Annotated in this window: 23 protein-coding genes and 1 riboswitch; of the genes, 12 read left to right on the forward strand and 11 right to left on the reverse strand. The window is 60.7% G+C overall.

All coding sequences use genetic code 11. The features are described from left to right. Window positions 1-46: 46 nt before the first annotated feature. From GRX64_RS12805 to cbiB, 4 genes are all read right to left on the reverse strand, one after another. Window positions 47-937, reverse strand: coding sequence for a cobalamin-binding protein (locus GRX64_RS12805; protein ID WP_166267873.1), 891 nt, complete (start codon window positions 935-937; stop codon window positions 47-49). Window positions 938-973: 36 nt separating this feature from the next. Further along, window positions 974-2,857 carry a TonB-dependent receptor plug domain-containing protein gene (locus GRX64_RS12810; protein WP_166267791.1) on the reverse strand — a complete coding sequence of 628 codons (1,884 nt, stop codon included), beginning with the start codon at window positions 2,855-2,857 and terminating at the stop codon, window positions 974-976. 152 nt (window positions 2,858-3,009) lie between these two features. Continuing rightward, window positions 3,010-3,213: riboswitch (cobalamin riboswitch) on the reverse strand. 25 nt (window positions 3,214-3,238) lie between these two features. Further along, window positions 3,239-4,240 (reverse strand): threonine-phosphate decarboxylase CobD, encoded by a 1,002-nt coding sequence (gene cobD, locus GRX64_RS12815; protein WP_166267793.1) that lies wholly within the window; start codon window positions 4,238-4,240, stop codon window positions 3,239-3,241. Window positions 4,241-4,303: 63 nt separating this feature from the next. Then, window positions 4,304-5,260, reverse strand: a complete 957-nt coding sequence (cbiB, locus tag GRX64_RS12820; RefSeq protein ID WP_166267795.1) for an adenosylcobinamide-phosphate synthase CbiB — start codon at window positions 5,258-5,260, stop codon at window positions 4,304-4,306. Between the two features lie 137 nt (window positions 5,261-5,397). Here cbiB and cobT point away from each other — a divergent pair, with 137 nt between their 5' ends. Further along, window positions 5,398-6,441, forward strand: coding sequence for a nicotinate-nucleotide--dimethylbenzimidazole phosphoribosyltransferase (gene cobT, locus GRX64_RS12825; protein WP_235937677.1), 1,044 nt, complete (start codon window positions 5,398-5,400; stop codon window positions 6,439-6,441). Then, the gene (locus GRX64_RS12830) at window positions 6,431-7,039 is read left to right on the forward strand and encodes a histidine phosphatase family protein (protein WP_166267799.1); all 609 of its coding nucleotides are present in this window, start codon (window positions 6,431-6,433) and stop codon (window positions 7,037-7,039) included. Before cobT ends, GRX64_RS12830 begins: the two co-directional genes overlap by 11 nt. A gap of 7 nt (window positions 7,040-7,046) precedes the next feature. Here GRX64_RS12830 and cobU read toward each other — a convergent pair whose 3' ends face one another. The 6 genes from cobU to GRX64_RS12860 all read right to left on the reverse strand — a co-directional run bounded on the left by cobU (window position 7,047) and on the right by GRX64_RS12860 (window position 11,974). Next, window positions 7,047-7,568, reverse strand: coding sequence for a bifunctional adenosylcobinamide kinase/adenosylcobinamide-phosphate guanylyltransferase (gene cobU, locus GRX64_RS12835; RefSeq protein ID WP_166267801.1), 522 nt, complete (start codon window positions 7,566-7,568; stop codon window positions 7,047-7,049). Window positions 7,569-7,693: 125 nt separating this feature from the next. After that, window positions 7,694-8,329: a tetratricopeptide repeat protein gene (locus GRX64_RS12840; protein WP_166267803.1), complete on the reverse strand. Its 636-nt coding sequence runs from the start codon at window positions 8,327-8,329 to the stop codon at window positions 7,694-7,696. 3 nt (window positions 8,330-8,332) lie between these two features. Next, a complete protein-coding gene (locus GRX64_RS12845; RefSeq protein WP_166267805.1) occupies window positions 8,333-9,112 on the reverse strand; it encodes an SDR family oxidoreductase in 780 nt (259 codons plus the stop codon). Beyond that, the gene (locus tag GRX64_RS19610) at window positions 9,099-9,782 is read right to left on the reverse strand and encodes an iron-containing redox enzyme family protein (protein ID WP_166267807.1); all 684 of its coding nucleotides are present in this window, start codon (window positions 9,780-9,782) and stop codon (window positions 9,099-9,101) included. Before GRX64_RS19610 ends, GRX64_RS12845 begins: the two co-directional genes overlap by 14 nt. 10 nt (window positions 9,783-9,792) lie before the next feature. Then, window positions 9,793-11,316: an AMP-binding protein gene (locus GRX64_RS12855; protein WP_166267809.1), complete on the reverse strand. Its 1,524-nt coding sequence runs from the start codon at window positions 11,314-11,316 to the stop codon at window positions 9,793-9,795. Further along, entirely contained in the window at window positions 11,300-11,974 is a 675-nt protein-coding gene (locus tag GRX64_RS12860; RefSeq protein ID WP_166267811.1) for a thermostable hemolysin, read from the reverse strand. Before GRX64_RS12860 ends, GRX64_RS12855 begins: the two co-directional genes overlap by 17 nt. A gap of 134 nt (window positions 11,975-12,108) precedes the next feature. Between GRX64_RS12860 and GRX64_RS12865 the strand changes: the two genes are divergently transcribed. The 4 genes from GRX64_RS12865 (at window position 12,109) to GRX64_RS12880 (ending at window position 16,923) form a co-directional block, all read left to right on the forward strand. Next, window positions 12,109-12,789, forward strand: a complete 681-nt coding sequence (locus tag GRX64_RS12865; protein ID WP_166267813.1) for a response regulator transcription factor — start codon at window positions 12,109-12,111, stop codon at window positions 12,787-12,789. Next, entirely contained in the window at window positions 12,789-14,174 is a 1,386-nt protein-coding gene (locus tag GRX64_RS12870; protein WP_166267815.1) for a sensor histidine kinase, read from the forward strand. Before GRX64_RS12865 ends, GRX64_RS12870 begins: the two co-directional genes overlap by 1 nt. A 125-nt stretch (window positions 14,175-14,299) precedes the next feature. Continuing rightward, window positions 14,300-16,180, forward strand: a complete 1,881-nt coding sequence (locus GRX64_RS12875; protein ID WP_166267817.1) for a putative nucleotidyltransferase substrate binding domain-containing protein — start codon at window positions 14,300-14,302, stop codon at window positions 16,178-16,180. A gap of 5 nt (window positions 16,181-16,185) precedes the next feature. Continuing rightward, the gene (locus GRX64_RS12880; RefSeq protein WP_166267875.1) at window positions 16,186-16,923 is read left to right on the forward strand and encodes a 3'-5' exonuclease; all 738 of its coding nucleotides are present in this window, start codon (window positions 16,186-16,188) and stop codon (window positions 16,921-16,923) included. A 55-nt stretch (window positions 16,924-16,978) separates the two neighbouring features. Here the strand turns inward: GRX64_RS12880 and GRX64_RS12885 are convergent, their stop codons facing one another. Continuing rightward, on the reverse strand, window positions 16,979-17,956 hold the full coding sequence (locus GRX64_RS12885) for an NAD(P)H-dependent flavin oxidoreductase (protein WP_166267819.1): 978 nt from the start codon (window positions 17,954-17,956) through the stop codon (window positions 16,979-16,981). Between the two features lie 243 nt (window positions 17,957-18,199). Here GRX64_RS12885 and GRX64_RS12890 point away from each other — a divergent pair, with 243 nt between their 5' ends. The 6 genes from GRX64_RS12890 to GRX64_RS12915 all read left to right on the forward strand — a co-directional run bounded on the left by GRX64_RS12890 (window position 18,200) and on the right by GRX64_RS12915 (window position 23,461). Then, window positions 18,200-18,826: a QsdR family transcriptional regulator gene (locus tag GRX64_RS12890; protein ID WP_235937664.1), complete on the forward strand. Its 627-nt coding sequence runs from the start codon at window positions 18,200-18,202 to the stop codon at window positions 18,824-18,826. A gap of 823 nt (window positions 18,827-19,649) precedes the next feature. Beyond that, window positions 19,650-21,269 (forward strand): methyl-accepting chemotaxis protein, encoded by a 1,620-nt coding sequence (locus GRX64_RS12895; protein WP_235937665.1) that lies wholly within the window; start codon window positions 19,650-19,652, stop codon window positions 21,267-21,269. A 256-nt stretch (window positions 21,270-21,525) separates the two neighbouring features. Next, window positions 21,526-21,879: an STAS domain-containing protein gene (locus GRX64_RS12900; protein ID WP_282433949.1), complete on the forward strand. Its 354-nt coding sequence runs from the start codon at window positions 21,526-21,528 to the stop codon at window positions 21,877-21,879. 58 nt (window positions 21,880-21,937) lie between these two features. Then, the gene (locus tag GRX64_RS12905; protein WP_207308797.1) at window positions 21,938-22,468 is read left to right on the forward strand and encodes an STAS domain-containing protein; all 531 of its coding nucleotides are present in this window, start codon (window positions 21,938-21,940) and stop codon (window positions 22,466-22,468) included. A gap of 7 nt (window positions 22,469-22,475) precedes the next feature. Next, a complete protein-coding gene (locus GRX64_RS12910; protein ID WP_207308798.1) occupies window positions 22,476-22,877 on the forward strand; it encodes an anti-sigma regulatory factor in 402 nt (133 codons plus the stop codon). A gap of 35 nt (window positions 22,878-22,912) precedes the next feature. Continuing rightward, window positions 22,913-23,461, forward strand: a complete 549-nt coding sequence (locus GRX64_RS12915) for a SpoIIE family protein phosphatase (protein WP_166267821.1) — start codon at window positions 22,913-22,915, stop codon at window positions 23,459-23,461. Window positions 23,462-23,463: the final 2 nt, after the last annotated feature.

Here is a 23,463-nt window from a genome sequence, read left to right on the forward strand (position 1 = left end):
ACCTCCGCCGGGGCTGCGCCGGTTCGGGGTCCCTGGCGACAGCGTGTTAACGCCGGGCACGGGCTTGCTCCAGTTTCTGGCACAGGATACGGCTGCCTTCGAGCAATCGCGGGGTGGGGCGCTGGATCAGGGACGGCGGCACAAAGAACAGATTGTTGCGGGCGACGGCCTGCAGGTGAGGGTATTGCTCCCAATAGGTCAGCCAGTGGCGGTTCTCCTCACCCATACCGCCGGCGACGATGGCCTCGGGGTTGGCCACCAGCACCGATTCCACCGCGATGCGCGGCACCAGCCGGTCGAGATCACCAAACACGTTCACACCACCACAGAGGGTCAGCACCTTTCCAATCAGGTGGTCGTTGTTGACCGTCATCAAGGGTTCGTCCCACACCTGATAGAATACCGGCACCGGCGCCGCAGCCTCATAGCGGGCGGCCAGTTCCGCCATGCCGGCGCGGAAAGCAGCGGCAACCCGCTCGCCTTCGGCTTCGGTGCCCGCCAGGTAGGCGAGCCGCTCAATCGCCGTTGATACGCCGTCAAAATCCCGGGGCTCAATGTAGAACACCGGCATACCCAGGTCGGCCAGGGTTTCAATCTGCTCCGCCGGATTGCCGGTGACCCAGGCAATGACCAGGTCCGGGCGCAAGGTCACCAGAGCTTCGAGATCCAGCCGGGTGTGGCTGCCCACCGACGGTACCGCCTGGGCGGCCGGCGGGAAATCACTGTAGGCCACCACGGCCACCACGTGCGCGCCGGCACCGGCGGCAAACACCAGCTCGGTGGCGCCCGGTGACAACGCCGCGATGCGCTGTGCAGCGCCGGACAGGCACACTTCGCGACCCCAGTCATCCACGGCACAGCGCGGAGCACTGAGCGCCAGCACGGGGCAGAGCGCGAGCAGTAGTATCCACCATCGTTGCCAGACCGGCCGTGCCATCATTCCGTCGTCCCGTGCAGTGATTACAGTGCCATCTTATTGGAAGTCGTAACGAACCGACAGGAACGCCGTACGACCGGCACTGATGTAGTTGTCGCCGTTGAAGCGCTGGGCGGTGGTGTATTGCTTGTCGAAGATATTGTCCACCGTCAGGCGGGTGGACCAGTCGCGGGCAAATTGCCAGCCGGCCCGCAGATCCAGAGTGGCAAAGCCTGCCAGCCGGTTCTGATTGGCGGCATCGTCGTAGCGGTACCCTTGCGCCTTGGCAGTGGCCCCCAACGACACCGAACCAATGTCCCGGTCCACTTCAAGGCGCAACTGTTGCGCGCTGCGACGACGAATGCGGTTATCGGTCTCAAGGTTGCGGGGATCGATCACGGCCGCAGTCGCACGGAAATGCCAGTTGGCCAGATCCAGGCCGGTGCTCAGCTCCAAACCCCGGATGCGGGCTTCATCGACATTGAATGGGGCAAAGACGCCGCCCATGGAGGTGAAGACAATCAGGTTATCAATGTCGTTTTGATACACGACCGCATCCCAGAACCACTGGTCATAGTGCCCGCTGACACCCACTTCGGCGGAGCGGGCTTTTTCCGGCTTCAGGTCCGGGTTGCCGAAGCCTGGAAAGTAGAGGTCGTTAAACGTCGGGGCACGGAACGAGGTCCGGTAGCTGGCCCGGAAGCGGTGGGCATCATCCAACGCCACACCGAGGGCAACCGAGCCGGTTTCATTGCGGCCGTAGGCTTCGTTATCGTCGGCCCGGAGACTGAACTGCAGGTCCGGCGCACCAAAGTCCAGCAACGCCAGGCCAAACACCGCGGTGTTGGTGCGGCTGTTTTCGTCAAAATTGGTGGTGCTGTCGACGGTATCGACCAGCAGTTCGGTGCCGACAATGACCTGATGCGGTCCGGCATAAACATGGTTTTCCCAGCGCGCGCTGCGGGTTTTGGTGTCGAAGGTGCTGTCGCCAAATTCGTCGAGGGTTTGTTGCTCATCGATGGACTCGGCGAACTGCACTTCGCTGATCCAGTAATCGCTGACCGGTGCTTCCAGCGTCAGCCCCAGGGTCTGGATGGCAAAGTCGGTTTCGCCGCCCTCAAACTCGGTATTGCCCTCGGCACGGACCATCAGCACGCTGGCCTGGCCGCCGCCCTCAAACTCATGGCCGATCCGGGCGATGCCCGAGGTATTCCGGTAGCCCTTGTCTTCCCCGTTTTCGATGAGTGCCGTGCCGTCGGTGGTGTAATGGTTGGCATTGAAGCTGTAGGTGAATCGGCCATCGCGCCCGGCCACGCCAGCACCCACTTCCTGGGAATTGAAATTGCCGGCCCCTGCATTGACCCAGCCTTCCGGGGTCGCGGTGGCGGCGTGGGTAAATGCCTGCACCACACCACCGACCGCATCGGCACCGTAAAGGCTGCTGCGCGACCCGCGCACAATCTCTACCCGTTCCAGCAGCTGAGGCGGAACGAACGCCCAGGGTGCGCTGCCCGCCGTCGCCGACCGCAACCGCACGCCATCCAGCAACAGCACGGTGGATTCACTGCCGGTACCCCGGGTATAGACACTGGTGTTTTTGCCAAAGGAGCCGTTGCCCGCAATGTCGATGCCGGGTTGTCCCAGCAACAGCTCCGAGAATTCCCGGGGTTGCTGACGACGGATGGCGTCTTCTTCGATCACGGTGACCGACGACAGGCTCTCACCCACGGTCTGGTTGGTCAGGGTGGCGGTGACTACCAGGGGCTCAAGGCGCTGGTCATTGGTTTCTGCCGCGACAGCCGTTTCCGTCGTTTCAGTGACGACGTCATCGGGCTCGGCCGACGGATTGTCGGAACCGGTCTGAGTCCAGGCCGTTGTCGGTAACACACATAGGGAGGCCGCGGTGACAATCAGCACCGACAGCAGGTTTGAAGTGGTCATATTCGTATCTCGCTCAGCACACCGTGCACGCCCGCACGATTGTTTAAATGTGGCGGGGGCTGGGCTGGCGGGTCTTCGGCGAGCGGGATGGGAGGGCTCGGGATCACCCACCATACCGTCGCCCACCGCAACGTCTGGTGATGGAAACCATCAAGGTTCCCGCTTTTCAGGCCGGTCTCCGGGCTTATGAGCGGACGCAAGCGTCCTCCGCTGATCACCTTCCCATACCGTCGGTACAGTGGCGCGTTTGATCAGGGTTCACTCAATTACCGTTGCGGGGGCAGCGCTGGATTCACCAGCTTCCCGTTTCACCCCGCCGCGCATTGCGACGGGACACCTGTAAAGAGCGGCAAGGCTAGCAATCGGTGACCGAACGGTCAATTAATTTACCAGGCTTTGCATCGCCGCCTGCAATCGTTGCCAGTCTTGCTCACAGCCTGGCAAGCCAAACCTCAGGGCCGACGGCGCATCAAACCGGCGTACCAGAATGCCCGCCCGGGCGAGCCTGTCGGCCAGCAGCCCGGCCTGGGGATGCGGCACGTACTGGAACAAATCCGTGCCGCCGGACGGTCGCAAGCCGACGTCGGCCAGTAACGCCCGAAGCCGGCGGGCGTCCTGCCGGAGGGTTTTGGTCATCCCTTGCTGCCAGTCGTGGTCCAACAACGCCTGCGCCATGACGTAACGGCTGGGGCCACTGAGCGCCCAGGGGCCGAGGCTCCGGTTCAAGGCCTGACACAGGGCCGGTATGGCAAACATCGCGCCCGCGCGAATGCCCGCCAGACCGAAAAACTTACCCACTGAGCGCAACACGATAAGGCCTTCCCGGTCGGTGAAGGGCACCAGGCTACCGGTATCGGCCGCAGTCAGAAAAGCCTCATCCACCACCAGCCAGCCCCCGCGGGCTGCCAGGCGTTGATGCCAACCTAACAGCCGCTCCGATGTGAGCCTGACACCGGTCGGGTTGTTGGGCTGAATCCAGACCACCACGTCCAACCGGTCCAGTTGCTGGTCAATCTGTTCCGGGCTCAGCGCGACGACGGTATGACCGGCGTTCAGCCACCCGAAGCGGTGTTCTTCATACCCCGGGGCGGGAACCGCCACCCGAGCGCCGGCACGCTGCAATGGCAAGCCCTGAATGGCGGCCTGACTGCCCGCCACCGCCAGCACGCCCGCGCCGGTCGGCGGCGACGCCCAGACACGGATCACTTCGGTCAGACCGTCGTCGTCTTCCGGCAGACGCTGCCAAAGCGCCGCTGGAATCCCGGGCACTGGCCAGCCGTGCGGATTGATACCGGTCGACAGGTCCAGCCATTCCTCGTACGGGATACCCCAGCGCCGGGCAGCGGCGTGCAATCGCCCCCCGTGGGCCGGACGCCGGGTCATGTCGGGACATTCCTTGGGAAGTTTCAGCGCGCCACCATGAATGAACAACCTGCCATTGTGAAATTACGACACACCGCTGTGAATCACGGTGGGCGTCATGGTCATCAGCGCCAGCACCCCCAGCAGTATCATCCACAGCCAGACGCCGCGGCGCACCAGTGCAATCGCCCGGTCGATGGTAAAGGCGTTTGGCGCGGGGCCCTCGCCCAGCAACGGGCGCGTCTTTACCCCGGTGGAGTATGTCGCCAGCCCGCCGAGCGTTACTTTCAGGGCGCCGGCACCGGCGGCCATGACCGGCCCGGCATTGGGGCTGTCCCAGGCCGCCGCCTGGGTGTGCCAACAGCGCAGGGCGGGGGAGGAATGCCCGACCAGGGCGTACGTCATCGCGGTCAGGCGGGCCGGCACCCAGTTCAGCACATCGTCCAGCCGGGCGGCGGCCCGGCCAAAACTCAGGTAACGCGGGTTGCGATAACCCCACATGGCATCCAGGGTGTTCACTGTCCGGTGCAATACCACGCCCGGCAAACCGGCCACCAAAAACCAGAACAGGCTGGCAAAAACCGCATCGGCCCCGTTCTCCAGCACCGACTCGGTGGCGGCCGTCGCCACCCCGGTGTCGTCCAGCGATTCGGTCTGGCGGCTGACCATCCGGCTCACCTGCAGACGCGCGGTCACAAGATGGCCAGCCCGAAGCGGGTATTCAACCGCCCGGGCATGCTCCGCCAGCCCCCGCAGCGACAGCGCCAGCCACAACCCCAGCACTTCCGCCACCATCTCCAGCGCCGGGGGCAATATCCAGATCAACAGCAGCGCCGCCGCGACCGGGGCGCCAACCAGCATCGCCACCCCCCAGGCTCCGCGGGCAACATTTTGACCTGGCGGTGTGTTCAGCCAGCGTTCAACGCGTTCGACCTGGCGACCGTAGGCGATCAACGGATGCCAACGCCTGGGCTCACCCAGCCACTGGTCGATCAGGATGGCCGTCAGGCAGACCACCACCGTACTTAATAGACTGTCCACAACCTGTCCTTGATGCTGTGTGTTGCTGCCGCCTCACTTATTCGTGGGCCCAGACCCGCAGTGTACTTGACAGCCCCGGTGGTGCGTTAGACCATCGTGCGCCCACGATCCATTAACGGGCCTTCCCTGTGACCGACTTGCATTTCTGGCATCAAGCACCCTCACTGCCCTGCGACCACCGCAGGGCGCGAGCACGGCAACGACAAGCCTCATTGACCAAGCCACCCGGCTCCCTTGGCCGTCTGGAAAATCTCGCCATCGATTTGTGTGGGCAACAGAATACCGACCAGCCCGCGGTGGACCGGGTGCAGATCGCGGTGTTTGCCGCCGATCACGGGGTCTGTGCCGAGGGCGTGTCGGCCTTTCCCCAGGCCGTGACCGGCCAGATGGTGGCCAACTTTGCCCATGGCGGCGCGGCCATCAGCGTGCTTGCCCGGCAGTTGGACGCCCGGCTGGAAGTGGTCAACATTGGCACGTTGACCCCGTTACCCGAGCTACCCGGCGTCATCACGCAGCGCGTCGGGCCCGGCACCGCCAACCTGGTGACAGCACCCGCCATGACCGACGTTCAGACGATAGCCGCATTGACGGCGGGCGATCAGGCCGCGCAACGGGCGGCGGATAACGGCACCCAACTGTTCATCGGCGGCGACATGGGCATTGGCAATACCACCAGCGCCACCGCCATCGCCTGTGCCTTGCTGGGCCAGCCACCGGTGGCGCTGGTCGGCCCCGGCACCGGGCTCGACGCGGCCGGTATGCGCCACAAGGCCGACGTGGTCGGCCAGGCGCTGCAGCGTCATGGGACTGCCACCGACCCGCTGGCCGTTCTGGCGTCCCTGGGGGGCTTCGAAATCGCTGCCCTGGCGGGCGCTTTCCTGGGCTGCGGCCAACGCCGGATACCGGTTCTGGTGGACGGCTTTATTGTGTCCGTTGCCGCGCTGGTGGCGGTTCGCCAACAACCGGCACTGAAACACTGGCTGCATTTTGCCCACCGCTCCGGCGAGCCCGGCCATGGTGCCATTCTGTCAGCGCTGCAGGCCCAGCCGTTTCTGGACCTGCAGATGCGTCTGGGCGAAGGCAGCGGCGCAGCGGTCGCCACCTCGCTGTTGCGCCACGCCTGTGCCCTGCACAATGCCATGGCCAGTTTTGCCGACGCGGGAGTCAGTGATGGGCAATGACACCACCACCATCATCGACCTGATCCGCCACGGCGAACCCGAAGGCGGCCCGATGTTCCGGGGCAGCAAGGACGATCCACTCAGCCCGCTGGGCTGGCATCAAATGGCCGCGGCCATTGGCGACGACGAAACCTGGGACGTGGTGCTGAGTTCGTCCATGCAGCGCTGCCTCCGGTTCGCCGAGACCCTCGCCGAACGGCTGGCCATTCCCCTGCATACCGATGACCGCCTGCGTGAAATTCGTTTTGGCGAGTGGGAAGGCAAAACCGTGGAGGCCATCAACACGCAGTATGGCCCGGCGGCCTTGGCGCGATTTTGGGCCGATGCGGAAACCAACCCACCGCCGGGCGGGGAGCGCCTGAGTCACTTTCAGAACCGAATTGCCGACGCCTGGCGCGACTGGACCGAACACCTGGCCGGCCAGCGGATCTTAATGGTGTGTCACGGCGGGGTGGTTCGGGTCGCGGTGGGCGCCGTCATGGGGGTGCCGCAAGAGCGGGTATTGTCGGCCATGCAAGTGCCGTACGCCTGCCGTACCCGGGTCCGCCTCGATCACAGCCCCCATGGACGGCTGAGCTGCCTGGTGTCCCACGGCTAACCCGGGCTCACTTCAGTTTGAGCGGCAACCCCGCCACACTCATCAACACCCGGTCACAGCGCTCGGCCAGGGCCTGATTGAGCCAGCCCAGCTGGTCGCAGAAGGCGCGGGTTAATGGGTCCATGCCAATGGTGCCAAGCCCGACTTCGTTGCTGACCACCACCAGGTTGCCAGGGTAAGCCACCACGGCGTCAAGGAACGCGGCCCGTTCACGGGCCATCACCTCCGTACCCGCGTGCATCAGATTGCTGAGCCATAAGCTCATGCAGTCGATCAGCAAACACGGCGGCGCCGTTTGCCGGGCCGCCTGCGTCATGGCTCCGGCCAGTGCCTGCGGCACTTCGATCAAGCCCCAGGTCACCGGACGCTGAGCTTGGTGGCGCTCGATTCGCCCGGCCATCTCGTCGTCCCCGGCGGTGGCGGTCGCCACATACACCACCGGCATCCCGGTGGCGGAGGCCTGCTGTTCCGCCAGCGCGGTTTTACCGGAACGAATGCCGCCCAGTACGAGGGTATGTTTAGCTGACATGGTTTGGTCTCCGGACCCCTGGCCACCACACCCGGCGATGCGGGTGTGGGCTGTCACGTGTAAGGGGTTCTTATACCGAAGATGATCGCGCCATGAAAGCGATGCCTGTCGGGAATGACCGCCGGTTATCGCGCCCCCAGCTCGCTCAAACGAACTTCCACTTCGTGGCGACGGCCTTTGTCCGCCAGGGGTCGGTCCGGGCGGGGTGGGGCCTGGAGGGCCTTTTCATAGTAGGCTCGGGCCCGCTCGGGTTCGCCCTGATCCAGCAGGAATTCCGCAAAGAAATAGTTCGGGTCAATGCCTTGCGGATTCAGGCGCAGGCCTTCGCGCAGGTGCATCTCGGCTTTTTCCTCATTGCCAAAGCCGAACGGCCACCCCGGCACTTTGTAATACAGGGTGCCAATGGAGGTGTGGGCCGAGCCATCCAGCGCCTTGTCGTCCAGCTTCAGCGAGGCATCAAACGCCTTGCGGGCGTCTTTTGCCAGGCCCAGCGCACTCAGCCCGCCCTTATAACCGGCAAAAGTGCTCAGGATAATGCCCTTCCACACCAGTGGCTCGGCCTTACCCGGGTAGTCCTTCACCAGTTGCTCGGCGTTGGCCACCAGGTCTTCAAAGGCTTTTTCTTTGGCCTCGTCCGCGGTCTCGTACTGGGTGACCGCCCATTGCTGTTGCAGGGCGTGCAGATCGTCTGGCAGGTTGCCCGCCAGCGCCAGGGTGCTGGCAAGTGTGAGTACTAAATAAGTAACAATACGCGGTGTCATGAGTTACCCCCGTTGGTCCAGAAAGCGGCGAATGATCGGTAATTGTTTGCGCAGCGCGGCGTCCACCAGCCGCGGCAGCACCCCGTTGAGGTGGACAAAGAGCTTCTCCGGCCAGCCCAGATACGTGCGGCGCCGGGTGTGGGTGAGCGCTTTGAGAATCTGTGCCGCCACCTGTTCGGGTGCGTCGGTGGTATTCCCCAGGGCATCGTTCAGGGCATCCACTTCCGCGGTGTTCATATCGGTTCGGGTTGCCCGTGGCGCCAGGTACAGCACCTCAAGACTGGAGTCCGACACTTCGCGCCGGAGCGCTTCGGAAAACCCCCGCAACCCGAATTTGGTCGCGCTGTACACCGAGTAGCCAGGGAACCCGATGCTGCCGAACGTTGAGCCCACAAACATCAGGGTGCCACGCCCCATGGTCCGGAACCGGGGCACAAAGTGCCGGCTCAGGGCCATGGGGCTGCGCAGATTCACCGCCAGCATCTGGTCGATGTCGGCCATCGTGGTGGCCTCGATGCTGGCAAAGGTGTTCTGGCCGGCGCAGTGAATCACCCCGTCAATGGCCGGGTATTGACTCGAGACAGCAGCCAGCTGCTGGTCCAGATCCGGTGCCGCCAGATCAATACGGACCCGTTCAAGCAAATGGGTGGCCGACGTTTCCCGGCCAACGTCCCGCAGCCCGACGATCAGCCGCACCCCGGTCTTCAGCAGGGGCTTGATCAACGCCTGTCCGATACCACCGGTGGCCCCCAACAGCAAAAAGGTTCGATCATGCAGTGGCATGGCAACGCTCCTCTGTTACCTGGGTCAGCGGAATGGCGTGCAGCATGTCACCGTACAACCGGTACACCACCCGCGCCGATTCGATAATCGCGGCCTGGTCGTCCGGATCGGTGATGCCGTCCATCAGGTTGCGGTAGAACTCGAAATGCCCCACATCGAGGCTGCCATGGGAATAGAGGTAGCTGAACGCCTGATCCGGCAACCCCAGCTGGCGCTGGATCTGCTGACTCATCGGCGTGGCGAGCTCGACACTGGAGCCTTCCAGAACCTGGACCATGCCGAAAAAACTGAGCGGGTTGCCGCGCGCAATGACGTCGTAGAGGTACGACACCATGAGCTGAATCGGCAGGTCGGGCGCGCCATGGCGGACCGCCTCGGCGTCAGCGCCACAGGCCGCCAGATCGTTCAGTATCCATTCCTGGTGGCCGTATTCGTCCTGGATGTATTCCACCAACCCGCTCCGGACCGGCTCCAGCCGGTCGGGCAACCGCGCGCCGCAGGCCATCATCAACGGCACCGTGTGCTTGACGTGGTAATACGCCTGGCTTAGAAAATACTCATAACTGGCCTTGTAAAACTGGCCTTTGCCGACGGCCGCCAGCACCGGTGCCGTCATGACATGGTTGCGTGCTTCCGCGGTTTCAGTTTGCAGGGTTTCAAAAAAACTCATCGTGTGTTCCTCATGCAAGGTTGGCGACATCCGGCGATACCGGTGCGGCGTCCATCACCGACCAGGGCTCACACTGGCCCAGCCAGTGTTCGAGCTGTCGTGAAATTTCATGGCGGTTCAGGCGACCGTTGGCGGTGAGCATGCCGTTGGCAGGCGTCATGGCCGTGGCGCTGACGTGCAGGGTTTGCAGCCGGGCGTAATCCGGCAGCCGTTGGTTCAGCGTCCTTACGAACGCCACCAGCGCCGGGATATCCGCGGTTTTGGTCGGCATCACCAGGGCACTCGGATAAACCTGGTTGTCACCGATCACCACGGACTGCAGCAGGCCCGGGGCCAATCGCAATTCACTCTCCAGCCACTCCGGGTTGATGTTGCGGCCAAACCGGGTAATCAGCAGGTTCTTGCGACGGCCATCCACAAACAGATAACCGTCCTTGCTCAGGTGGCCCAGATCGCCGGTGGCGAGTGTGGAGTCCGGGCGTGACGGTTCACCCAGATAACCGGCGAAGGTGTTGCCGGTCACCAGCAACTCGCCCTCGCCCGACACCGTGACGTTAATGTGGGACAACGGACGCCCGGCGGCACCGGGGCGGTTGTCGTCCGGCGTGTTCAGCGCCACCACCGAGCCGCACTCGGACAGACCGTAGCCTTCGTAAAAAGGCAGCCCCAGGCGGTGGGCCATCAGCAACACGTCGACCGACACCTTGCCACCGCCGACGGCGACAAAGGTCAGGCTGGCCGGGCATTCCGCCCCCCGCCCGACCGCAGCCACCAGCTGGTGCGCGATTTCAGGCACCAGTATCAGCGAATCCGGCTGCTCCGCGCCCAGGGTCGCCAAGAACTGATCCATATCCAGGCCACTGCTGCCGCTAAACCCGAGCGTCTGCAAGCGCCGCACGGTGACACTGGCGCCCAACCAGAGCGGCAGGTATACGCCGGCTACGTTTTCGAGCAGGGTCGCCAGCGGTAGCACACACAAATGCCGACTCAATGCCACCGACGCCAACCGCTCGGCCAGCGCCGCCACGGTGTTGTCGAGGTGGCGATGGGTCAGGCACACGCCTTTGGGTGTCCCGGTACTGCCCGAGGTAAACGTGACCTTGGCCAGGTCGTCCGGAAGCTTATTGATCGCCGCCGGGGCCTGTGGCGGGACCAACCGACCCATCCACACCGCATGGTCGAGTGCTTCCGGCGCCACGCCCTGCTGGCGCAGAGCCTCCGGCTGATCGCACAGCAATACATCCAGGCCGGCGCTGGTTTTCAGATGCTCCCGTTGCTGCGCCGAGAAAAATACCGGAATCGGCACACAGGGAATGCGTGCCAGGCGACAGGCCAGGTCGGCCGCCACCCAGGCCAGGGTGTTGTCCCCCATCAGCCCGACCCGGCCGGCACCCCGCAGCGTCAGGGCCGACGCCAGTTCCGTCACCCACTGCCACAGCTCGCTGTAGCTCAGGTCCCGCTGGTCGTCGCGCACGGCTACGTCATGAGGCCGCTGACGGGCGTGCAGCGCCAACCGGTCAAGCAGAGAGTTCATGCGCATCTCCGTCCCTGGATTGGGGAAAAACCCGGCTTAACACGCCCTTATCCGCCAGCACGCGATAACCCGAGGGCACGTGGGCGATCAGCACTTCCGGTTGGTGATGGTAATAATGGCCCCAGGCCTCGGCCCCGCCGGGAATCCGGTCGGGATCGGCAACGCCCAGGCTGTGAGCGGTCAGGCCGAGACGCTGAAAACTGACCCGCAACTGACGGGTGCCGGTGAAGGTCACCCATTGGATGCCCTGGTCGTGCAGCAGTACCGTCAGCATCGGGAACAACAGCCGGCTGATGCCGCCCTGCACCCCCGCCAGGTGGGCAATCTCCACAATCAGGCTGCGGTCGGCGACCACCCGGGGCGCCATCGCCTGTTCAACGGGTTGGCCCAGATAGTTCTCCACAAACAACGGGGCCGGGCCAGCGAGCTGGAGCCCGACCGCCGCCAGCATCACATGCCGGTCATCGCACAGCACCACCAGCTCCGGCACCTGAATCGACGGCACGGCGGCAAACGCCTGCCAGAACCGGTTCCTGATAAAGGCTTCCACACTGCCCCAGGCATTATCTTCGGGCCGGACCGAATACAGCGTGTGGCCACCCACCCGTGCAACATCGCGCACGCCGGATGCCGCAGAAACATCTAAGATAAAAGGCACAGAGGTATCCAACATGCATCAGTACTCCTCTTACAACGTGACTTGAGAATAAGGCGCGAGTCTTAAGGGAAGCTTAAGGTCGACATGAAATGATCGTCAGCCCACCCGCAGGGCAGAACCGGAGGGATTGGAGATTGCGCATACTGCTGATAGAAGATGACCCGTTGTTGGGCAAAACCATGGTCTCGATGTTGCAGCAGCAGCACACGGTGGACTGGATCGATGACGGCCAGCAGGCCCTGAGCGCTACTCTCAACGAACACTTCGATGTGATTATTCTGGACCTGTCGCTGCCGGGCAAAGACGGTCTGGAAGTGCTCCGGAGCGCCCGCAGCCGGGGCATCACCACCCCCATCATCATTCTCACGGCCCGCACCGACCTTGACACCAAACTGAAGGGTCTGGACTCCGGCGCCGACGACTACCTGACCAAACCCTTTGCCATGGAAGAGCTGAAAGCCCGCATCCGGGCCATCATCCGGCGGGGCGACGGCAACGCCAGCACGTACCTTGAAATCGGCACCCTGAAAGTGGATCCCGCCGCCTGCCAGCTGTCAGTCAGTGACCATCCGGTGCCGTTATCACCCACCGAGTTCCAGATTCTCTATTACCTGATGCGCCACCCCAATCAGGTGGCGACCCGGCGCAAACTGGAAGACCAGCTCTATGGCTGGGATGCCGGTGTTGAAAGCAACGCCCTGGAAGTTCATATTCACCATCTGCGCAAGCACCTCGGGAAATCCCTCATCCGAACCATCCGGGGCGTTGGGTACATGCTCGACAGCAACGCCGCCAGTACCTGTGAGTACCTTTGATGTCCCTGACCCGTACCTTAACGCTGACATTGACCCTGCTGGTGCTGACCATGGCGCTGACCGCTGCGGTCTGGAGTTACCTTGAGAGCAACCACGAGCTGGAAGAGGTGTTTGACGCCGAGCTCGCGCAGAACACCCGCGTGGTCCAGGGCCTGGTGCGTAACCTGCAAAACGACCAGTCCATGGCGCAGTTGCGCGAGACCCTTAACGAAACCTTACAGTTGCCGCATTTCAGCGACAACGAAGACGACGAGGTGTTGCCGGGCGGCGCCGGCCACAAGTATGAAAAGAAAATCATGTTTCAGGTCTGGTCGCCGACCGGTGAGCCGTTGTTGGCGTCCACCATCCGGGAAGCCGGCTCCCAGACCAGCGAACCGGGCTATGGCTGGATTGAATTCGACGGCAACCGTTGGCGCACGTTCCTGATCCGGGACCAACGGACCGGCTTCACCGTGCGTTCGGCCCAGCGGGACGATATCCGGCGCGAGCTCAGTCAGGAGCTGGCGCTGGGCAACACCCTGCCGCTGCTGGTGGTACTGCCACTGTTGATCCTGGCGGTGGTGGCCGCCATCCGCTGGGCGTTCAAGCCGCTGGCAAGGCTGGAACAGCACGTCCGTTACATGGCGCCAGAGGCGATCCAGGGCCTGGACGAGTCGATGGCGCCGGAGGAAGTCCGGGGGCTGGTGGCAGCCATCAACGGCATGCTGGGGCGGCTGGACGACGCCCTGGAACGGGAACGCCAGTTTACCGCCAACGCAGCCCATGAACTGCGCACCCCCCTGGCCGCCCTGCGGCTGAACGTGGAGCATGCGCTGCCGGACAACGCGGAGGTTGCCACGCCATTGCTGGAGTCGGTCGACCGGATGACGCACCTGGTCGAGCAGATGCTGTTGCTCAGCCGGCTGGACCCGGATTTTGCCGCCGACATCCAGCGGCTGGACCTGGCCACGGTGACCGCCGACGCCCTGGCGGACATTGCCCCGCTGGTGCTGGCAAAAAACCTGGAGTTGTCGTTCGACGACGCCGACGGACCCTGTCCGGTGCGCTGCAACGCGGCCCTGATCGCCACCCTGATCCGCTCCCTCGTTGCCAATGCCATCCAGTTTTGCCCGCCTCGCGGCAACATTCAGGTCATGCTGCGCAAGGGCCATCAGCATTGCCATCTGAGCATCAATGACGACGGCCCGGGCATTCCCAGGGCCGACCGTGAGCGGGCGCTGAGCCGGTTTGTGCGGCTCGATCAGCGCAAGGGCCGGGGCGCGGGCCTGGGCCTGGCCATCGCCCAGCACATCGCTGAGCTTCACGGCGGCAGCCTGCAACTGGACGATCGCAGCGATGGCCACACCGGGCTGTGTGCGACGGTATCGCTGCCGCTGGCAGCCTGAGTGACCGCCGGCGCCTTGGGCGCGGCATATTGTCCGTGATTGTACGAGGTTACTGCGGTGAGGTTTGCGAATGCGTCAAACACGGTATAGGTTGACGGGTATTATCGTATTCCTGGGAAGTTACCATGCAAGCCGAGCTCATCGAAATCCGCAACCACCTGAGCCAATATGAGCCTTTTGACGGCCTGCCCGAGGCCACCCTCGACAAGATCGTCAACCAGGTGGAGATCGCCTATTTCCGCGCCGGCAGCACCATTCTGGAACTGGATCAGCCCAGCACCGACCTGAACTTTATCCGCAGCGGTGCGGTCGAGATTTTCCGGCGCTCGGGGGAACTCTACAACCGACTCACCGAGGGCGATATCTTTGGCCAGTTTGGCCTGATGATGAACAAGACCGTGCGGTTCCCCGCCAAGGCCCTGGAAGACACCCTGATTTACTGCATTCCCGCCGCCCTGTTTCAGGAGCTGTGGGAAACCGAAGAAAGCTTTGCCGATTTTGTCGAGATTGAAGACCGGACCCGGCTGCGCACCGCCGTTGCCCGACAAAGCAAATCCGGTAACCTGATGAACGCCAAGATTACCCGGCTGATCTCGCGGCCGCCGGTGATGGCGCCGTCCTGCGTACGCCTGCAGGAAGCCGCCCGCATCATGACGGAGCAAGGCGTGTCGGCGTTGCTGCTGATGGACGAGTCCGGGGACCCGCCGCAGATGGCGGGCATTATCACCGACCGGGATTTGCGGACCCGCGCGCTGACCGAAGCGCTGCCCTCGGAGACGCCGGTCTCGGATATCATGTCCACCGGCCTGATCACCATCCGCTCCGAAGCCTTTATCTTCGAAGCCATGCTGATGATGCTGCACAACAACGTTCATCACCTCCCGGTGGTGGACCCGAAAGGTCAGCCCCGAGGTATCATCGGGCTGTCCGACATCGTCAAATACGAGTCCCAAAGCACCTTGTTCGTGGTCAGCAATATCTTCCGGCAATCGGATGTGAGCGGGCTCAAGGAAGTCAGCCGCGATGTGCGCGACAGTTTCATCCGCATGGTGAGCGAAGACGCCAATTCCCACATGATCGGCAGTGCCATGGCGGGCATCGGCCGCAGTTTCTGCCAGCGGCTGCTGGAGCTGGGTGAGGAAGCGCTGGGCCCACCCCCCATACCCTATTGCTTTATGGCGCTGGGCTCCATGGCCCGGGACGAGCAGCTGGTGGTGACCGATCAGGACAACGCCATGGTGTTGGACGACCGCTTCGATCCGGTCCAGCACGACGACTACTTCAAGGCACTCGCCAAGTTTGTCAGCGACGGCCTGGCCGCCTGCGGCTACTCCTATTGCACCGGCGACATCATGGCCACCAACACCAAATGGCGGCAACCGCTGAGTGTCTGGAAAGACTACTTCACCGACTGGATCGAAAACCCCAAGGCGCAAGCCCTGCTGAACAGCAACATCTTCTTCGATCTGGAAGGCATTCACGGCGATACCGCTTACACCGAGGAACTCAAAACCCTGGTGGCGGAAAAAGCCATGAAGAGCCAGCGTTTCCTGGCGCTGATGGCCCGTAACGCACTCAACCGGACACCGCCGCTGGGGTTTTTCCGCACCTTTGTGATGGAGCAGGACGGCAAACAGAACAACACCATCAACCTCAAGCGCCGGGGCACCGCGCCTCTGTCCGACCTGATCCGGGTCCACGCACTGGCCTGTGGCTCACGGGCGCAGAATTCGTTTGAACGCCTGCGGGCCATTGCCGACACCAAGCTGCTGCCCGAGGGCAGCGTCGAGAACCTGCGGGACGCGCTGGAATTCATCGCCATTGTGCGTATCCGTCATCAGTCCCTGGCCATCGAGGCGGGCAACGCACCGGACAACAGCGTGCGGCCGGAAGACCTGTCGCCGTTTGAGCGGCGCAACCTCAAGGACGCCTTCCAGATTCTCAGTAGCGGCCAGAAGTTCCTGCGCTATCGCTACCACGCACCGGCGGGGCGCAACGTTTCCTGATGGCCATGTCCGGACCTGACAACGCAAACCCCACGCCTGAACGCCCCGCCATGATTGACTGGCCGGCGCGCTTTCGGCTGCTGGCCGACACCACCAACGACCCACGGCTGAAACGGTTTTACGAAACCGGCTGCGTGACGCCCGATACCGCGCTGGCGGACACGCCGTTGGTGGCGCTGGATTTTGAAACCACCGGTTTGGACCCCAACCGGCACTCCATCGTCAGTGTCGGTTTAATCCCGTTGGACACCCGACGCATCCGCTGCAATGCAGCCCAGCACTGGGTGGTGCGGCCGCCGTTGCCGCTGCATCAGAGTTCGGTGACCATCCATGGCATCACCCACACCGACATTGATCAGGCGCCTGACCTGACGGAGGTGCTGGACGAACTGCTGGACGCACTCGCCGGTAAAGTAGTGGTGGTGCACCACCGTGGCATTGAGCGACCGTTTCTGGATGTGGCGCTGCGGTGGCGCCTGAAAGAAGGCATCGAGTTTCCCGTGATCGACACCATGGCCATCGAAGCGGACGTGCATCCGAACCGCCAGCCCACCTGGTTCGGACGGCTGCGGGGCCAGGAACCCCTGTCCATCCGGCTCGGGGACAGTCGCCTCCGCTACGGCTTACCCCATTACCCGCCCCACCACGCGCTGACCGACGCCCTGGCCTCGGCGGAGCTGCTGCAGGCGCAGATACAGCACCACTTCTCACCCGACACACCGGTGGGGCAGCTGTGGTATTGAACAGTGGCACTGAACGGTGGCTGAACCGTTTACGACGACCGTTTAACGCAACGGTTTACGACAACATGCCGCTCAAACGCTCACGGATGAGGGCATTGGCCTGCGCCATGATGCGGCCAATCAGCACCTCACAGGTGGGGATGTCGTGGATCAGCCCGGCCACCATGCCGCAACTCCAGGCCGCGGCGTCCATCTGGCCGTCCTGCAGCACCTTGCGACCCTGAACCCCGGTGACCAGATGCCGGATATCGTCGATCTCGATCGCCGGCCCTTTCAGCGCCTCAATCCGGACAATCTCGTCCACCGCCGCGTTTTTCAGCACCCGCTCGGTGTTACGCAGGCCTCGCATGATCAACCGGGTCTGAAGCTCGTCGGCGGCCACCAGGGCCTGCTTGACGTTGTCGTGCACGGGCGCGTCCTGGCTGGCGATGAAGCGCGTGCCCATGTTCATGCCTTCCGCGCCCAGCGCCATGGCAGCCACCAGACTGCGGCCATCGGCCATACCGCCGGAGGCGACGAACGGAATGGTCAGTTCTTCCGCGGCGCGGGGCAGCAGGATAAAGTTCGGGATATCGTCCTCACCCGGGTGACCGCCGCACTCGAAACCATCCACGCTGACGGCATCGCAGCCAATCTTTTCGGCTTTCAGGGCATGGCGGACTGAGGTGCATTTGTGAATCACCTTGATACCCGCCGCCTTCATCGCCGGCATGTATTGCTCCGGGCTGCGACCGGCGGTTTCCACCACGGTCACGCCACCGTCGATGATGGCCTGAATGTACTCCGGGTAAGGCGGCGCCTTGAACGACGGCAAAAACGTCAGGTTGACCCCGAACGGCTTGTCCGTCATCTCACGGCAGCGGGCAATTTCCCGCGCCAGTGCCTCCGGCGTAGGCTGGGTCAGCCCGGTGATGATGCCCAGCCCCCCGGCGTTGGAGACCGCGGCGGCCAGTTCGGCATAGCCGACGTGGTGCATGCCGCCCTGAATAATGGGGTGCTCAATCTGGAATAGCTCGGTAATGCGCGTCTTCATGGGGGCCTCTGACTTATCCGTGAATTGTCTTTATTTTGTGAAACTAAATTCCATTATTTTAACCTCACCGTCAAGAAGTGAAACGTTATTTGCTTTAACCGACCCCTTCACCGATCCGGGAATCGACAGAACTGGCCGACAGTTGCATTGCTTTTGCCCCACCCGCCCAGTAATCTCGCAATACATCGTGGAACCGTGCACACGCCCGGATCCTCCTGTCAGTGAACGGCGCAAGAGGTAGCAGTGGTGAGGGCAACCGAACCCCCTTCGCAAATAACCGGCTCGGACGACGGACTCAAAACGTCCAGGGCCACGCCGCAGGATGCCTTTCGCAGGGCCCGGGAACTGTGGATTGTCGGCGAGCGCATCCACCTCGCCTCGTTGGCGGAAGAGCTCAACATCGGGCGCGCCACCTTGTTCCGCTGGGTGGGCAACAAAGACCTGCTGCTGGGCGAAATCCTCTGGTCCACCTACGAGCCCATTCGCACCAAAGCCCTCGCCCAGACCCAAGGCCACGGCGTCGACTACATTGTCGGTGTCTACCGCCGGATCAATCGTAAACTGCTCAATTCCAGGCCCTTACGCACCTTCATCAGCCAGGACCCGGAATACGCCCTGCGCATACTGACCTCCACCAGTTCCACCATCCACAGCCGGGTGGTGAAAGCCAACGCCCGCACCCTGCGGGAACAGATCGCCGAGGGTCACCTGCGGCCGCCGATGAAGACCGACAGCCTGTCTTATTTTATGGTCCGGCTGGCGGAGTCCTGCCTTTACAGCGATGTCATCTGCGACCGTGAACCCCGCGAGGAAGAACTGGAAGACGCCTGCAAGGCGGTGCGGATATTGCTGGGCGGGAAATTGGGTTAAGCGGTGGCGTTGACCCCTTTACCCTCGCACCAACGAGGCCGCCCCAAAGCCTGTGCCTGACCACTGCTTTTGATACGCACCGTCATCGACATTATTGACTCGATTACCTGCCGCGACGCCTTTAATTCCAATTTTTTATTACGATCAACACCATGTGCATGCTTTACCCATTCTTCGTGACCAAGCCCCTGAGAACTTTTCTCCTTTCTGACACCAGTATCGGAACCTGCCTCGGCAGTTGATCCCGGTCGGCCTTGCAGGCCAGGCACTGACACGCCGGCAAAAGCCCGAACGTCGAAGTCGGGCGGTTCGTCCGCCCATTTGCCATAAATACTGCGGGAACAACAAAAATTGATGTTGTTGCATCCGGCTTAAATGTGACGGCGCGACAAGATCAGATTTGCCAGATTTAATGGTAAAGGTTGCCAATGAATGATGACTCACTTGATGCCGGAGACTTCATTTTTGTTGATGATAATAACAATGCGGGATTAGACTCCTGTTTTTCAGTGTTTATATCACCGGGCAATTATTTACTGGTTATAGGCGCCTACGACATGAAATTAAGTGAAGTACTGTCAAATACGTTTCTCACTCCAAGACGTGCTGGGGATCATAAACTCTCTCATCCTAATATCATTCCATTTGATGTACCCGAACCGTCATTATTGATCTTGCTTGCCGTTAGTCTCATTAGACTACACCGGGGCAATTAATTTTTCCGGTTTAGCGACAACTATTTGTGAAAGACTTGGCTACCAAAAGAAATCCAAGTCTGAGCTAAAGTTCGTAACTAACAGGCCGCTCCACTAATATGTATTGATTGAAAATCATTGTTTTCCTATTTATTCTGAGGACTACTTTTATGCCGCTCAAACATTTTTTTGGAAACCTTGCCGTCAGTAAAAAATTGGCGGCCAGCTTCACCACCCTGCTCATACTTCTCGCCATTGTAACCGCCGTCGGTATTTTTTCGCTTCATGAATATCACCAGGGCGTTGCGATGCTAAAACACGCCAACGACACTGAAATTGCCTTATTGAAAACGGAAAGAGCCGAGAAAAGCTTTACGATTACGCAGGACTCAAAATACATCAATCGCGCCTTCAAGTTCATCGGTGAAGCTAAAAGTACAGCGCCGCTTCTGATCGAAATGCAAGAGAAAGGCAACGAAAACCGACAGCAGGCAGAACAAATTCTTGACGGTATCAGGTCCTATGAGGATCTCCTGAAAAGTTATGAAACCGGCACTTCCGGGCAACCAGAAATCGTCAGATCCATTGAAGAGCAAATGTACGCTGTTGCAACCAGTACTATTGACATCATGGAGGATCTTAAACATGGAGTGCAGGCGGAGTTGCAGGAAGTGTATGAGCTCGCGGTTGCAGAAATCCTTATCGTGTCAGGGAGCGCCTTCCTCATTGCCATCGTCCTTGGATGGTTACTGACCCGTTCAATTACCCGGCCAATCAACGAAGCGGTCTATATTGCCAACAAGGTTGCCTCAGGCGACCTGACTGTAAGTGTCCGGAGCCAGCGAGGTGATGAGTTCGGCCAGTTGCTTACCGCTTTTGCCACCATGATTACCAATCTCAGAGAGCTGATTCGCGAGATCGACACCGGGGCGTCCAGCATTGCCTCCTCTTCGGAAGAGCTTTCCATAGTGACCAATCAGACCAGTAAGGGAGTGGCGGAACAGCAAAGCCAAACCGATCAGGTTGCCACCGCCATGAATGAGATGGTTGCGACTGTTAATGACGTGGCCAAAAGTGCTGAAGCGGCTTTTGAGGCGGCTAATCAAGCCAGCGAAAAATCCGACAACGGTCAAAAAGCCGTCAGAGAAACCCTAGAGTTAGTCGCGGACCTGAACGAACAAAGCGCCAACGTAATGGACCAGCTCACCGGCCTGCAAGCGGACACCAACAACATTGTTTCTGTGTTGGACGTGATCAAGTCGGTTGCCGATCAGACCAACCTGCTAGCACTCAATGCCGCCATTGAGGCCGCCCGTGCGGGCGAACACGGGCGCGGTTTCTCTGTGGTCGCAGATGAAGTCCGGTCATTGGCTCAGCGCACTCAAAGCTCCGCAGCCGAGATTGAAACCCTGATCAGCAATCTGGTCACCAGCGCGGGAACATCGGTTACCAGCATGGAGACCGGACGCACGCGTGCTGAACAAACACTTGAGCGGGCGCAACTGGCTGGCTCCGTTATTCAGGAAATGGCACAAGGGGTTGAACAAATTCGCCAGCACAACAACCAGATTGCAACCGCCGCTGAAGAGCAGAGTTCCGTGGCGGAAGAGATTAATCAAAATATCACTCTGATCCGCGATGTGGGTGATCAGTCTGCTGCTTCCACCGAACAGGTTGCTTCTGCCAGCGCAGAACTGGCACGGCTTGCGGAAGGGCTCAACACGCAAGTCACCCGCTTCAAGATGTGATTAGGTTACGGTGTACAAATAACGCAGACACGTGCTAGCGTCAATTGAGTTTGTGTTGAATTTAATCCGCTTGACCGGCGACTATAAAAAAGTCGCCTTTTTATAGTGCGCACTCACTCAAACTTTACAAAGTCGCCCTTTTATAGTGCACACTTATTCAAACTTCACATTGGTTAATAATATGACGGCAACGACATCAAGAAAAAAAATAATGGAGACATATACTCCGGTCACTCTTCTCTGGGAACGTGTCCTTATGCTCCCTATAGTAGGCGTTGTCGATTCCCAGCGAGCCCAGACAATTATGGATTCCATGCTGTCTAAAGTGGCGGAGACTGAAGCCAGAGTGGTGATCCTCGACATAGAGGGCGTGGAGACGGTTGACACGGCCGTGGCCAACCATCTCATCAAAATCACTCAGGCCACGCAACTCATGGGTTGTACTTGTATTGTTTCCGGGATATCGCCAGCAATTGCGCAAACGCTGGTGCAATTGGGCATTCCATTGACGACCGTCGTCACGCGGGCGACCTTAAGAGATGCCGTACTCTACGCATTTCAAACCCTCGGCCTCGACGTAAGAGCCTCGACGACAACCGCACGCAAGTAATACCCGCAGAACAATCGGCGATGCGGGACTGGTGATGTGGCATACAGGTGAGCCTTACATGGATGATCAACCCGTTTTTTCTCAAGTCAGCATGCACATAATACGGGGCTGTCTTATTGTCTCTGTCCAGGCAGAACTTTACGACAACATGGTGAATCAGTTACAGGAAGACGTGCTGAAAAAGGTCCATGAATCAGGCGTCAAAGGTGTTGTTCTTGACGTGTCAACGGTCGAAATCATGGATTCCTTCATCGCCAAATCCTTTTCAGACATGACCAGGATGGCCACAATGCTTGGCGCCCAGACAGTTCTGGTAGGTATTAAACCTGTGGTGGCGATTGCACTGACAGACCTGGATATCAGTCTGGCGGATATCCGCACGGCCCTGACCGCAGAGCAAGCACTTCAGATGCTGGAGCCTTTTGTTTGGCCCAATGGAACCATCCAGAATACGGCAGATAATGAAGCGGTAGAGCAAAACACCGCAGACGGCATCGATGATGAATATCCGACAAGCATTGTGCTTGGAGATGACGAGGGCTTTGCCGAGATACTCCCCACTGACGATGGCGCTGGGTCAGTTGATTAATTCCATCATGGACAATGAAGAACAACGCATCGAAATAGCGGAAGAGGCGGATATAGCGCACGCAATTTTCGAGGCACATTTTTTATCGAAATCCATCGGATTTAGCAACATAGATCAGTTTATGATCGCCACGGCGGTCAGCGAACTGGCACGAAACATCTTCCTGCACGCAGGATCAGGGGTTATTACATTAAGGCCTTTGGAACGCGCCGGCGAACAGGGTATTGAAGTAGTTGCGGAGGATGGCGGCCCGGGAATAAACGACATCAACCAGGCTTTGGGCGAAGGGTACAGCACTAAGGGAACACTGGGCCTGGGGCTTCCAGGGGCGAAGCGCCTCACGGATGAATTTGTATTTGATGAAAAACGACTCCTGGGAACACAGATTGTGGTGAGAAAGTGGTTATGACAAGCCGGTCAACAGATCACGCCTTCGTGGTTCGAGTGCATTCCGACGAGGAAGTCAGCGGCGACACCGGCGTAATCAAACAACTTGGCGACGAGTTGTTCATTGCTCTGGTCGATGGATTAGGACATGGTAGCGAAGCGCATATCGCCGCAGCCGGCGCCGCTAAGTACCTGGACGGCGCGAGACTGAAAAACAGTCTGATTGACATCATGCAAGGCCTGCACAAACACCTGAAGGGGACGCGGTGCGCCGTGGTAGCGTTATGCCGACTCAACCAACGAACCGGTATGTTGAACTATGTCGGAGTTGGCAACATCAGCGTGAAAATATACGCGCCAAAACCAATCAGGTTTGTGCCACGCGAAGGCATCGTGGGCTACATCATAAGCACACTTCGTGAAGAGACCTTGGTTTTGTCCGAAGGTGCAATACTGGTGCTACACAGCGACGGCTTGCCAGCCCACCTTGATTTCAGCGAGGTTGTGAGTCGTCAGGGGAGCAGTGCGCGCGACATTGCTGAGACCCTGGTTTCCGAGTTCGGTAAAAAAGATGACGATGCCAGCTGCATAGTGGTCAAGGTGTGACA

The organism is Marinobacter caseinilyticus (genome assembly GCF_011074955.1).
GTDB lineage: Bacteria > Pseudomonadota > Gammaproteobacteria > Pseudomonadales > Oleiphilaceae > Marinobacter > Marinobacter caseinilyticus.